The organism is Candidatus Omnitrophota bacterium, from assembly GCA_041649175.1.
Taxonomy (GTDB): Bacteria; Omnitrophota; Gorgyraeia; order Zapsychrales; family JBAZNR01; genus JBAZNR01.
Genome location: JBAZNR010000003.1, coordinates 113,647 through 127,403, shown reverse-complemented (window position 1 = coordinate 127,403; position 13,757 = coordinate 113,647). Strand labels below are relative to the sequence as shown.

At 43.4% G+C, this 13,757-nt stretch carries 11 protein-coding genes; 1 reads left to right on the top strand and 10 read right to left on the bottom strand.

Going from position 1 to position 13,757, the window contains the following annotated elements; all coding sequences use genetic code 11:
- Positions 1 to 83: 83 nt before the first annotated feature.
- Positions 84 to 527: a D-aminoacyl-tRNA deacylase gene (gene dtd, locus WC676_07715; protein ID MFA5060496.1), complete on the bottom strand. Its 444-nt coding sequence runs from the start codon at positions 525 to 527 to the stop codon at positions 84 to 86.
- Positions 528 to 681: 154 nt separating this feature from the next.
- Here dtd and WC676_07710 point away from each other — a divergent pair, with 154 nt between their 5' ends.
- Positions 682 to 2,871 carry a DEAD/DEAH box helicase gene (locus WC676_07710; GenBank protein MFA5060495.1) on the top strand — a complete coding sequence of 730 codons (2,190 nt, stop codon included), beginning with the start codon at positions 682 to 684 and terminating at the stop codon, positions 2,869 to 2,871.
- Positions 2,872 to 3,147: 276 nt separating this feature from the next.
- Here WC676_07710 and recO read toward each other — a convergent pair whose 3' ends face one another.
- The 9 genes from recO to WC676_07665 form a co-directional block, all read right to left on the bottom strand.
- On the bottom strand, positions 3,148 to 3,891 hold the full coding sequence (recO, locus tag WC676_07705) for a DNA repair protein RecO (GenBank protein MFA5060494.1): 744 nt from the start codon (positions 3,889 to 3,891) through the stop codon (positions 3,148 to 3,150).
- Positions 3,888 to 4,322: an rRNA maturation RNase YbeY gene (gene ybeY, locus WC676_07700; GenBank protein ID MFA5060493.1), complete on the bottom strand. Its 435-nt coding sequence runs from the start codon at positions 4,320 to 4,322 to the stop codon at positions 3,888 to 3,890. Before ybeY ends, recO begins: the two co-directional genes overlap by 4 nt.
- Positions 4,267 to 5,721, bottom strand: coding sequence for an HDIG domain-containing metalloprotein (locus WC676_07695; GenBank protein MFA5060492.1), 1,455 nt, complete (start codon positions 5,719 to 5,721; stop codon positions 4,267 to 4,269). Before WC676_07695 ends, ybeY begins: the two co-directional genes overlap by 56 nt.
- Complete coding sequence (locus tag WC676_07690; GenBank protein ID MFA5060491.1) at positions 5,699 to 6,649, bottom strand: PhoH family protein; 951 nt, start codon at positions 6,647 to 6,649, stop codon at positions 5,699 to 5,701. Before WC676_07690 ends, WC676_07695 begins: the two co-directional genes overlap by 23 nt.
- A 16-nt stretch (positions 6,650 to 6,665) precedes the next feature.
- Entirely contained in the window at positions 6,666 to 7,199 is a 534-nt protein-coding gene (locus WC676_07685; GenBank protein MFA5060490.1) for a LysM peptidoglycan-binding domain-containing protein, read from the bottom strand.
- Complete coding sequence (gene aspS / locus WC676_07680) at positions 7,196 to 8,590, bottom strand: aspartate--tRNA ligase (protein ID MFA5060489.1); 1,395 nt, start codon at positions 8,588 to 8,590, stop codon at positions 7,196 to 7,198. Before aspS ends, WC676_07685 begins: the two co-directional genes overlap by 4 nt.
- Complete coding sequence (hisS, locus tag WC676_07675; GenBank protein MFA5060488.1) at positions 8,587 to 9,873, bottom strand: histidine--tRNA ligase; 1,287 nt, start codon at positions 9,871 to 9,873, stop codon at positions 8,587 to 8,589. The genes aspS and hisS overlap by 4 nt, the downstream gene beginning before the upstream one ends.
- A 127-nt stretch (positions 9,874 to 10,000) precedes the next feature.
- Positions 10,001 to 10,273 carry an HU family DNA-binding protein gene (locus WC676_07670; GenBank protein ID MFA5060487.1) on the bottom strand — a complete coding sequence of 91 codons (273 nt, stop codon included), beginning with the start codon at positions 10,271 to 10,273 and terminating at the stop codon, positions 10,001 to 10,003.
- A 41-nt stretch (positions 10,274 to 10,314) separates the two neighbouring features.
- Positions 10,315 to 13,740, bottom strand: coding sequence for a DNA polymerase III subunit alpha (locus WC676_07665; protein ID MFA5060486.1), 3,426 nt, complete (start codon positions 13,738 to 13,740; stop codon positions 10,315 to 10,317).
- Positions 13,741 to 13,757: the final 17 nt, after the last annotated feature.

Sequence of the window (13,757 nt, the reverse complement as noted above, 5' to 3'; positions counted from 1 at the left end):
CTTTGCTGCTGGATCAGCAGCACATGAATAATCTCTCGACATCGCCTCATATCAATTTTGAATTTCCGGGGACACGTACTTTTTTAACTTCTACTCTCTAAAATGAAGGTGACGGGGCCATCATTCACCAAAGAAACGTCCATCATCGCCTGGAATTTTCCGGTTTCCACTTTCACGCCAAAGCTACGGAGTTTTTCCACGAACTGGTTATAGAGCGATTCGGCTAAATGAGGGGCCGCCGCTCCGTCGAAAGACGGGCGGCGGCCTTTATCACAATCTCCCAAAAGTGTGAACTGCGAAACGACTAAAAATTCCCCGCCCGCTTCCTGAATAGAGCGGTTCATTTTACCTTGCGCGTCATCAAAAATACGTAATTGAAGGATCTTTTCGGTAAGATAATCAACTTCCCTGTCGCCGTCGCCTTTGGCAATGCCTAAAAATACAAGCATTCCTGCCTTGATCTTCCCGACAATTTGTTTGTCAACGGCAACTTCGGCGCTTTTAACTCTTTGAATAACTAATTTCACAAAACTCTCCGGCGGGATGACAAGAATATTTCTAAATATATTTAAATTCAATACTTTAAGATTATAATAGCTTTAAATTTTCCGGTCAATAAAATAAACGACGAAGAGATAACGCTGGCTTCATTGACATCGCTTCCCTTTTATGTTAGAAGTAATGCCTATTATTCCTATGAACGCCGAAGAACTTTTACAAAAGCATAATTTCCCCGCTTCCGCGACCAAAATCATCACTGATTCGGGCATCAAAAACTTTTATCCTCCTCAAGAAGCCGCCATTGAAAAAGGCGTCTTGGAAGGCAAAAATCTGCTCTTGGCTATTCCCACCGCCGCCGGAAAAACACTCATTGCCGAGCTGTGTATGATCAAAGCCATTCTGCAAGATGATGCCCGTTGCCTTTACATCGCTCCTTTAAAAGCCTTAGCCAGTGAAAAATTCGACGAATTTAAAGAAAAATATGAGCCCCTGGGAATTAAAGTCGGCATCGCCACCGGAGATTTTGACAGCCCCACAAATTTCCTTAACCGCTATCAGATCCTCATCGCCACCGCCGAAAAAGTTGATTCGCTTTTACGTTTCCGGGCTAAATGGCTTATCCATAATTTAAAGGTTGTTGTCTTAGACGAAATTCATTTTATCAATGACGGTTCCCGCGGGCCCACTTTAGAGATATTAACCGCCCGCATCAAGCAGCTTAACGCAAACGTTCAGATATTAGCTTTAAGCGCTACGGTCAGCAATGCCCAGGAAATGGCCGATTGGCTGGGAGCAGAGCTTGTCACCAGCGATTGGCGTCCGGTTCCCTTAAAAGAAGGTGTTTATTTTAACGAGCAGATCGTTTTTAACAAACACGGCGTGCGCCTTGTTAAAGAAGAACCCGAAGATGATGTCAGCAAACTTACCCTTGATACTTTGCGCGGTAAAGGACAGGTTTTGGTTTTTGTGAATAGCCGGCGTTCCGCGCAAGCCGCCAGCCGCTTGGTCAGTGAAGTTTCCGCTATGGTGTTAACACCGGAAGAAAAAGCAGAACTCGCCCGCATTGCCAAAGAAATTCTTGGTTCGCGCGATGAATCCACAAAAATTTGCCGGAAATTAGCCGATGTTATTGTTTGCGGCGCCGCTTTTCATCACGCCGGATTAAAACCAGGTCAAAGAAAACTTATTGAAAATAGTTTTAAGAAAAATCTTATCAAAGTAATTTGCTCAACGCCGACTTTGGCGGCGGGCGTTAACCTCCCCGCCCGAAGAGCCATTATCCGCGATTGCAAACGTTATGAAGCAGGTATTGGTGCCGCTTACATTCCGGCCTTTGAATATAAACAATGCGCCGGACGCGCCGGACGGCCCAAATATGACGAATACGGCGAAGCCGTTATTATTGCCAAAACATTTTCGGAATCAAGTGCCTTGTTTGACCGTTACATCAACGCCAAAACTGAGCCCGTCATTTCAAAGCTAGATAATGAATCAGCGCTTCGTATGCACATTTTATCGTCCATTGCCGCCGGATATGTTCATGATATCAATGAAATGTTCGAATTTATTTCACACACCTTTCTGGCGCATCAAAAACGCACCGGAAATTTGATCGAAATGATCAGCCAGATCTTTGATTTTCTTCACAAGGAAGATTTTGTGGAGAAAAACGGATTTAAATATTTTGCCACACCGTTCGGCCAATGTGTAAGCCGCCTTTATATTGATCCTTTGACCGGAATTATTTTGCGCGACGGATTAAAGAAAGCGGAAGAGAAAAGATCATTTTCCGCGATAGGGCTTTTGCACTTAAGCTGCTGCTGTCCTGATTCAGAACTTCTCCATATCGGAAAAGATGATTATGAAAAGTTGGAACAGTTCGCCGATGGCAATCACGACAGCCTGATCGTAACGCAAAACGATGTGGCGGCCTTAGAAGACCTTTATTTTTATTTAGCTTCTCTTAAAACAACACAACTTCTCTACCGTTGGATCAATGAAGAAAAGGAAGAAACGCTTTGCGATGATTTTGGCGTCGGGCCCGGTGACATTCACCGTCACGTGGAATCCACCGGATGGATCCTTTACGCGGCCGGTGTGATCGCGGACCTTTTTAAATTCCGCAATTTAACGTTTACCTTAGAAGACCTGCGCCGTCAGGTTCATTACGGAATTCGCGAAGAACTTTTGGAATTAGTAAGCCTGAAAGGTGTGGGACGCGTTCGCGCTCGAAATCTTTTCTCCAAAGGTTTTAAACGGCTTTCTGACCTTAAGCTTACCGGCCTCGATGAACTCGCCCAAATCCCTCAAATCGGAAAAACTCTCGCCAAAGATATTCAGGCGCAAGCGGAAAAATTATCTAAAGCTTAAAATTCTTAAGATATATCAGTCTATGGGGAGAACTGGACTTCTTTCGCTCAGTGAAGATAATTCTTCTATATAGCCACTAGAGAAATTATCTTCAGATTCGCGCCATCAGTCCAGTTCTCCCTTTTAGGAAACCTATTCAGGCAAGCTTATTGATCCCTATCCCGAATTTTGCCCAAAACAAAATTCGGGATAACCCCGATATGCAAATTTAAATTCCGGAGGAATTTAAATTTATCGGCCCTCCGGGTAATTTTTGCCTTTCAGACAAAAATTAGGTTAAAATTTCTCGTGCAGATAACGCGTGGATTTAAGCGGGCGTTCTAAATGATAAACGAGAAAGTTATTTAAGACGTACTTTAATTCTTTTTTTATTGGAGCGGATAATCCTAAACGAAGCCCGTTAGTCCAGCTATTTCGTTCAATATGAAGAATGGTGGCAACGGTTCCTTTTGAGATAACGGTGGCGGATGTATCATTAGGGCGGCAATCTTTACACATCAATCCGCCTAATTGCATGCTAAAGCGCGCCATATTTAAGATCTTCTTTCCGCAGATAAGACAGGAATCTAAATGCGGACGAAACCCCGATGTGAATAAAACTTTCACCTGAAAAATATGGACCATCCGATCCACATCATCCGCCGCCTGTAAACTGCTTAAATAATCCGTCAAAAGCTTATAAATATCTTCGTTGGGCTGCTCCAAAGGCATCATGGCGTCAATGAGTTCCAACGCGTAGCTGGCAGCTAAAGAGCGCCTGAGATCGCCGCGGATAGGAAAGAAATAATTTTTAAGATCGCACTGCCCGACCAGATGAATTTCGGAATTGGCGTGATGATAAAACACAATATCGTTAACGGTAAATTTATCCACGCTACTGCCGAATTTTTTTGGATCTTTTCTAATACCTTTTAAGATCCCCTTCACTTTTCCGTAATCTTTGGTGAAAAAAGTAACAATGCGGCTGGTTTCGCGGAAATCAAAACTTTTTAAAACGATGGCTTCGGCTTTGCGGATCATGCGGAAATGAGTTTAAGAAGTTTTTGTTCTTCGCGGCGCATACGCTTAATGTCTTTAGGCTCGTGATCATCAAATCCTAAAATATGTAAAATGCCGTGCGCCACGTAAAGCAAGAGTTCATCCGCCAGGCGAGTGCGAAAGATCTTAGAATTTCTCTGCGCGGTTTGAGCGCAGATAATAATTTCACCGTGAAAATTTTTCGCGGAACTTTTTTTATCTCCGAGATCAAACGCTAAAACATCCGTCGCGTAACTTCGGTTAAGGTATTTTTTGTTCAGTTGCTTGATGGTGCTTGTGGAAGTAAAAACGAGGGAAAGCTGCGCATCTTCAACACGCTTAGCGCGCAAAAACTCCTTTGCGGCCTTTAAGATCTGATTATGGCGTATCGGAATTGCTGTCTGAAGATTTTTTATCGTGATGTCCGTTGCCATTCTTTTTTTCCGGATATTTAACACGGGAGTGATGCATGGCGCTTAACACGCGGCTAAACGTAGCGCTGATGCGTTCAAGGTCTTTAAGCGTTAGATCGCATTCATCCAATTGCCCGTCAATAAATTTATTGTTAATGACCTTACGCACCAATTCATCGATGCGGCTGGGTGTTGGCTCATCCAAAGAACGACTGGCCCCTTCGACAGAATCGGCTAAAAGCGTAATGGCTGTTTCTTTGTTTTGCGGCTTAGGGCCGGGATAACGAAACGCCTCTTCTTTAACTTCGCCCTGGCCGTCCTGATCCTCAAGGGCCCTTTGATAAAAATAAAAGATCAAACTTGTTCCGTGATGCTGAGGGATAAAATCAATGATCTGTTGATTGAGTTTATATTGTTTGGCCAATTCAACGCCTTCTTTGACATGATTTAAAATAACCAGCCGGCTCATGTTCGGCTCAAGGTTATCATGCTTATTACCGTCGCCGTCTTGAATTTGATTTTCGTTGAAATATTCGGGCTTAACTAATTTTCCGATATCGTGATAGTAAGCGCCAACGCGCGTTAATAAGGCATTCGCTCCGATGGCGTTAGCCGCCGCTTCCGATAAGTTGCTCACCACTAAACTGTGGTGATAAGTTCCCGGGGCTTCTAAGATCATTCTCTTTAATAGCGGCTGATTGAAATCTGCTAATTCTAAAAGACGGAAATTCGTTAAAACGCCAAAAATAGATTCAAAGATGATCGATACGGCAATAGCTAAACCCGCGCAAATAAAACCGTTAAAAAATAAAGGCTTTAGATAATTCCAAATATCCGATAACCATAATAAGTGATTTAATGATACCCGGCTGGGAAAAGCAATATCCGGCGGAAGGCTTATGATGGAAGGATTGAGCAAAATGGCTCCTAAAAATTGCACGCCGCCAATAAAAAGCCCCGCGGTGATCAAATGACCGCGCGTCCTGGCTTCCCGCACGGAAAAGATAGCCATAAAACTTCCCACCAGAAAAACTAAAGAAAGCTGAAAGTCTCCCCCGATCATAAGCCCCGTGACCAAGCTTGAAATAAGCGCCATGATAAACGCGATCTGGATATCGTTGTATAAAAGAATAGCCAGCATAGCAATGCCGGCCACCGGAATATAAAAGTATGAGAATGTGGTGTATTGATTGAACGAATGGACGATAAAAATCAGCAGCGCCAAAAGAAGCCCAAGATTTAGAAAAAGCCTGAGGCTTGCTTTTTTAAAATAAGCTAAGTAAACCCCCAGAAAAAGCAAGATAAGCGGAATGATCAGGGAAAGATTTGCTAGAAAACAAAAAGCGCTCAACAAAAGGCCGATGGCGGCCACTAGCCACAAGGGATTAATTTGATCGCTATTTTTTACTCGAGGTTTCATAGGCTTCAATGATACGTTGAACAAGTTCGTGGCGGACAACATCTTCGCCGGTCAGATAAATGAATTTTATTCCTTCGATATTCTTTAAGATCTCTTGAGCGCCGAGAAGTCCGGCAGGTTTTCCATCGGGAAGATCACTTTGAGTGAGATCGCCGGTAATAACCGTCTTTGAATCAAAACCTAAACGCGTTAAAAACATCTTTAATTGTTCGGAGGTACAATTTTGCGCTTCATCTAAAATGATGAACGCGTCATTAAGCGTTCTTCCGCGCATATACGCAAGAGGTGCGACTTCAATAATTCCTTTAAGCGTGAACTCCTCAACCTTTTCAACTTCGATCATGTCGTAAAGCGCGTCATAAACAGGGCGCAAATACGGCAAAACTTTTTCTACCATGGTGCCGGGTAAAAACCCTAAGTTCTCGCCTGCCTCAATGGCCGGACGGGTCAATATAATACGGCGGACAAGGCCTTTTTTTAACGCGTTGACAGCCATGGCCATGGCTAGATAAGTTTTTCCTGTTCCGGCGGGGCCAAGTCCAAAAACAATATCAAAATGTTTAATGGCGTCAATATAGGCGACTTGGCCTTTGGTTTTTGGGGTGACCATCGCACCGTGCGCGGGAACATCTATTTTTTCTTTGGCGAGTTCTCTGAAATCAATTTCTTGTTCTGATCCGGAAAGTTTGAGCGCGTAAACAATATCGCTTTTTTTGAGATCTTTTCCGCCGCTGATAATATCCAAAAGATAATCAAAAAGATCAACAGCTTTTTTTATCTGGATATCGGAGCCGCTTAAGCGAAGCCCGTCTCCTTGGCGTATAACACGAACGCCAATCTCGTTTTCGATCATTTTGAGATTGGCATCGTGTTTGCCGAACAACATCTGTAAATCCCGGTTATTGCCGAGTTTGATGACTTTTTCCATAAAGGCTATCTAAAAGCTATTCCTTCGGGATCATTAAAACCGTACCGGGTTTAATACGGTTAGGATTGCTGATCTTTTCTTTATTGAGATCATAGATCTTCTGCCATTTGCTATAGCTATCAAAAAACTTCTTCGAGATCTTCTGCAAAGTATCTCCCTCTTGAACGGTATATTCAACAACGCCGGAAGAAACTTCTTCTTGGATTCTCACCACAGGCGCGGGTGGCGGCATTGACCTGCTCGATTCCAAAGCCTGGGCTTGACGAGCGCGCTGGGCGATCTCTTCGGCTTCTTTGATCATTTTGTCCATTTCAGCATTTTGTTTTTTGGCGGACGGTGTTTGAAGTTCCAAGACATACGTCGTGCGCGTTGTCTTTAAATTGCTTGTATCTTGCGCGGGAGCATTGCCGCTTAAATAACCGGCATTACCAACAGCACGGTCTTGATCAACCCGGTCTTTCACTTGCGTATACGTACGGGCCGCACAACCGGCAAAAAAGACAACGATCAAAATTCCTGTCAAAAGTTTCCATGAATTCTTAAACATCATTTTCCTCCTTTGTTAATAGTAATTAATCCTAATTCTTTTAATTGTTTTTGATCAACCGCTGATGGCGCATCGGTCATCATACAGCTACCCTTTTGAGTTTTTGGAAATGCCATTGTATCACGAATAGAATCAAGTCCGGATAAAATTCCTACTAATCGGTCAATGCCATAGGCAACGCCCGCGTGCGGCGGAGCGCCGTATTCAAAGGCGCGCAGTAAGAATCCAAAACGCTTCTCGGCTTCTTCCTGTTTAAATCCGATCAGATCAAAGATCTTTTGTTGAATTTCCCGGCGATGGATACGCACCGAACCGCTGCCGACTTCATGGCCGTTGATGACCAGATCATAAGAATGCGCTCTGATCTTATCAAATTCCTTAGAATCAATATATTTCATGTCCTCTTCGTTGATGGACGTGAAAGGATGATGCTCACTTTCCCAACGTTTCTCTTCGTTATTATATTTGAGCAAAGGAAAATCCACAATCCAAGAAAGAGAAAACTCTTCGCCGGGCTTACGCAGGTCGGGTTTATCGCTTTTATATTTTTCCATCGCCTCGCGATGCGTAAGCCGAGGAAAAGGCGTTTGAATATCAATGCCTTTGACTTCCTTGAAGATCTCTTTAAAGAGCGCTTCGGTTAAAGTAAAAACGTCTTCTTTGGTGACAAAAGACATTTCCATATCCAGCTGAGTGAATTCCGGTTGACGGTCGGCGCGCAGGTCTTCGTCGCGGAAACATTTAACGATCTGAAAATATTTATCAATGCCCGAAACCATCAAAATTTGTTTGAATAATTGCGGCGATTGCGGAAGCGCGAAAAATTCTCCCGGATTTAAGCGCGACGGAACTAAAAAGTCGCGCGCCCCTTCGGGAGTGGATTTCGTTAAAACGGGAGTTTCAATTTCTAAAAATCCCTGCTTGTCTAAGAATTTTCTGATAACCGAACACAATTTATGGCGCGTAATAAGCGCCTGCAAAACTTTTTGGCGGCGGATATCTAAATAGCGATAGGTTAACCGTAATTCTTCGGCCACTTCTATGCTGTCATCGATCTCAAAAACCGGAACTTGCGCGCGGTTTAAGATCTCCAATTCGGTCGCGGCGATCTCGATCTCTCCGGTGGGAAGTTTCGGATTATCTGTTCCCTTCGGACGCGGCCCCACTTTTCCGGTTATTTTAATAACAAATTCCGGACCCAACTCTTGCGCTATTTTATGAGCGTCTTTGGATACGGAAGGAATGAAAACAACCTGGGTTAAACCGTAACGATCACGGATATCAATAAAGATGAGTTTTCCGTGGTCGCGACGGCGATGAACCCATCCGCATAGTGTCGCTGTTTGGTCAATATTACTTTTATTAAGTTCTCCGCATGTATGCGTACGCATCATATCTTCTTGACTCCCGCCTTTTCTAATAGGGGAAATAATTTTTCCCAATCACCGATATTTAAAGATTCTTGTTCGCGTGTTTCTAAATTTTTAAAACTTAAAACCCGCTTATTGACCTCATCTTCGCCCAGTATAATAACAGCTTTGGCATTGATTTTATTCAAAAGACTTAAAACATTTTTTAGCGCTGTGATCTTATAAACCATATCGCTAGGATAACCCGACGCGCGGAGTTGATGGACAATTTGAAATCCTGTTTTAAAACCGCGTTCATCTAAGCCGACTACAAAAACTTGGGAAGTCGTTTTTTGCGCCGTTTCTTTTCCGGCGAGCGCCAGTAGGATCCGTTCTATGCCTAAGGCAAAACCCGTCGCGTGAACTTGCGGACCACCTAAAACAGTGATCAAATTATTGTAACGTCCACCTGCCCCGAGCGCGTCTTGACTTCCTAAAGCGGCGCTGGAAATCTCAAAAACCGTATGCGTATAATAATCTAAACCGCGGACTAAATTGGGCTCAACGCTAAAAGCAATATTTTGTTCTTTTAAGGCTTCTTTGACACTTTCAAAATAGGCCTGACTTTCTTTGGAAAGATACGAATGGCCGATATCTATTTTGCCGACAATGTCTTTGCACGTTTTATTTTTGCAGTCCAAAACGCGTAAAACGTTTTTCTGAAATCTATTCTGGCAATCTTCGCAAAGAGTTGAAAGATGGTTTTTAAGTTTTTCACGAAGAATACCCGAGAAATTTTCTTTATCTTCTTTTGAGCCTAGAGTATTGATCTTGACCGTAAACTCGTCTTCCTTGAGACCGAAACTTTTCAAGAGATTGGCGCTCAAGATAATGACTTCCGCGTCAAGATAGGGCAAATTCTGAGCATCCGCGCCAATGGCTTCCACACCGATCTGATGGAATTGGCGAAGCCGTCCTTTTTGAGGACGTTCACCGCGAAACATAGCACCGATATAGTAAAGCTTATTTAAATTTTGTTTTTTATCTAAAGAGTTTTCAATGTAAGAGCGGACAACCGATGCTGTTCCCTCTGGGCGAAGAGAAAGGCCTTCTTTTTCCAAATTGAGCATTTGTTTTTGGACCACGTCGCTCGTTTCACCTAGAGAACGGGTAAAAAGAGCCGTCTCTTCAAAGGCGGGCGTGCGGATCTCTTGATAGCCGTAGATAGAAAAGATTTTGCGGGCTTTTTGTTCAATGTCCTGCCACAAAAGGGATTCTTCGGGAAGAATATCGCCGGTACCGCGGGGACGGGAAAATTGTTGTGCCATAAAAACGAATAACCTTTTAGTATTAGTCTTAAGGGCGTCCGCCCCGCCATATTTCACGGCGGGGCGGACGCCCTTTTTCATTTTCTATTTTTCAATTCCGCATGCAAAGTTGAAATGGTCAAAAGAACTACTTGATCTTTTTCTTCATTTCAAGGCCGGGTTTAAAGACAACGACCTTACGAGGCGGCACCGGAACACTCTCTCCCGTTCTTGGATTTCTGCCAAAGCGAGCGCGGCGTTCTTTGATCTTAAAAACACCAAAATTGCGCAGCTCAACTTTTTCTGACCGCATGAGGCTTTCCACAATGGAATCAAAAGTCTTTTGTACAACCTTTTTGACGTCCACCTGCTTAATGCCCGTCATGTCGGTAATCCGAAGAACAATGTCTTTCTTAGTCATCTTTTGTTCCTCCTAATCATAAGTAAAGTATCAGCAATATGTTACAGTGTCAAGGAAAAATTTCCGGCTCCCACCAAGTCTTTAAGATCGCTTAATAAAACTTCACTAGGCGCAACAAAAAAATCTTCCCCGACCAAAATTTGCACGCTTTTATAAGAATTGGTGTCTAATCGCAAATAAACCGGGACCTTTCCGGGAAAAAGCGCCAATTTTTCTTTTAAGGACTTTAAAGCCTCTTCGTTAACCCCTGATAATTCAATACTTATCGCCGTAATAGACTTATAAACTTCATCCATTTGCTTAATATCGCTGACCATGATCTTAGGCGTATTATCTCGGAAGCTCACCCGGCCTTTAACCACCACAACCGTACCTTCCTTAAGTTGGGCCGCTACGGTCGGATAAGCGGACGGAAAAACAACCGCTTCGGCTTCTCCTTCCATATCTTCGACTTTCAAAATAGCCATACGTTCATTGGTTCGCTTGGTCGTTGTCAGCTTCACCGATCCGATAAGCCCAACAAACTTGATCTCCTGCCCTTCGGTTGCCCGATAAAATTCCTTGGTGGTGTAATCTGTAAATGCTTTAATTTCAATATCATAACGCGTTAAAGGATGCCCGCTGACGTAAAAACCTAAAAGCTCCCGTTCAAAAGCTAAAATTTGCGCTTGCGGCCATTCTTTGATCTGAGGAAGATCTTCATTTTTCTGAAATCCATCATTACCCATTCCGAAAAATGAAAACTGCCCCGATAATTTTTCCTTCTGAGACCTTGCGCCCGATTCTAACGCTTGATCAACCATGCTCATCATTTGCGAACGATAAAATCCAAAGCTGTCGAATGCCCCGCATTTGATCAAGCTTTCCACAACCTTTCGGTTGGCCAGGCGCAGATCTACCCGTTCGCAAAAATCGAAAAGAGATTTATATTTCCCGAGTTTTCTTTGTTCAACAATGGATTCAATGGCTAAGCTTCCGATATTTTTGACCGCGATCAATCCGTAGCGGATAGTTTTCTCGTCAATAACGTTAAACGCCGCCAAACTTTCATTGACATCCGGCGGAAGCACCTTGATCCCCATGGCTTCCGATTCTTTAACATATTCCACGACCTTATCGGTATTATCTTTTTCTGAAGTCAAAAGCGCACACATAAATTCAACCGGATAATTCGCTTTTAAATAAGCCGTCTGGTATGAAATAAGCGCGTATGCCGCCGAATGGCTTCGGTTAAACCCATAACCGGCGAAATAGTCAATAAGGTCAAAGATTTTATTTGCCAGCCCTTCGGCGATATTATTCGCTTTATGGCATCCTAAAATAAAATCTTTTCGCATCTGATCCATAACTAAGGGGTCTTTTTTACTCATCGCCTGGCGCAAGTGATCGGCTTGCGTCATGCTAAAACCTGCCAAGACACTCGCAATTTGCATAACCTGCTCCTGGAAAACGATAATGCCGTAGGTTTCTTTTAAGATCGATTCCAACTTCGGATGATCATAACGAAATTGTATTTCCCCTTTTTTACGTTTAATAAAATCATCCAACATGCCGCTGCCGATAGGACCCGGACGATACAAAGCTAAAATAGAGATCAGGTCTTCGAATTGTGTCGGCTTGATGCGTTTTAATAATTCGCGCATCCCCGAACTTTCCAGCTGAAAAATGCCAAAACTATTGGCATGGCTTAATAATTCAAAAGTTTTAAGATCATCGATGGGGATCTTATCGATCTCTATAGTTACGTCGTGTATCCTTTTGATGAGCTTCACGCCTTCACTGATAACCGTTAGCGTGCGCAAACCCAAAAAGTCCATTTTAAGCAGGCCGATCTTTGAAATGCCATCCATAGAATAACCGGTGGTGATCTGGCCGTCACTTGTCTTAAAAAGCGGGACATATTCGGTTAGAGGCTTATCAGAGATCACAACGCCCGCCGCGTGAATAGAGGCATGGCGGCTTAAGCCTTCTAAAACTTTCGCCGTTTCAATGATCCGTGCGGATTTTTCATCGGTTTTACAAAGCTGGCTTAATTGCGGTTCTATTTTTACGGCATCTTCAAGGGTGATATTGGGATCTCCGGGAATCATTTTGGCGATCTTATCTACGTCGCTATAGGCAACGCCCATAACTCTTCCGACGTCGCGGATGGCGGCGCGCGCTTGCATTGTTCCAAAGGTAATGATTTGCGCGACATTATCTTTTCCGTATTTATTCGTCACATAGGCGATGACCTCGGGACGGCGCTCGTAACAGAAATCAATATCAATATCAGGCATCTTTAAACGTTCGGGATTTAAAAACCGTTCAAAAAGTAATCCGTATTTTAGCGGATCTAAATTCGTAATTTCCAAAAGATAACTGACCAAGCTCCCGGCCGCCGAACCGCGCCCTGGCCCGACGGGAATTCCGCTTTGCTTGGCATAATGAATAAAATCCCAAACGATCAAAAAATAACTAATAAAACCCATTTTTTTAATGACCGTCAGTTCATGCTCTAAGCGCGCCAAAATTTCTTTATTAGCGGTGCCAAAACGTTTTTTAATTCCTTCCATACAAAGTTCGCGGATAAAATCTTCTTTGGATTTTCCACCCGGCGGATCGTAGTGCGGAATGTGGATCTTGTTGAATTCTAATTCGAGATTACATTTTTCGGCAATGGCCAAGGTATTACTGATGGCATCCGGGACATGAGAAAACATCTGCTTCATAACTTCCGGGTCTTTAAAATAAAATTCTTCTGTCTTAAGCCTCATGCGATTAGGATCATCTAAAGTCGTTTGTGTTTGAATACACAAAAGCGCTTCATGGGCGGAGGCTTGATTTTGCTCGATGTAATGAACATCATTGGTGGCAACCAACGGCAAGCTTAAGTCTTTGGCGATCTTAAGCAATCCTTCGTTGACGATCTTTTGATCGGGAATTTGATTTTCCATCAGCTCCAAATAAAAATTCCCTTTTCCGAAAATATGAGAAAGTTCATCCGCAGCCTTAACGGCCGCCGCATAATTTCCTTGACGGATATTCCAGGCTACTTCCCCGCGCATACATGCCGATGTCGATAAAAGCCCGTCGGAATATTTGCTAAGGATCTCTTTATCTAAACGCGGACGATAATAAAATCCTTCCAAATATCCTAAAGAAATGAGTTTCATCAAATTGCGGTAGCCTTGTTCGTTTCGCGCGAACAAAACTAAATGCGATGCCCCGCCTTGCCCCGTTCCTTTTTCCAAACGGCTGCCCGGCGCGACGTAAGATTCGCATCCAATAATAGGCTTTACACCATTTTTAACGGCCGCTTGATAAAACTCGACCGCGCCGAACATATTGCCATGATCGGTCATTCCCAAAGCGGGCATTTTACAATCCGCGGCTTTTTTGACGAGTTCTTTGATGCGGCAGGCACCGTCTAGAAGACTGTACTGCGTGTGAACGTGCAGATGAACAAAATCAGAATGATACATCATAACGTATCAGCTTCGCG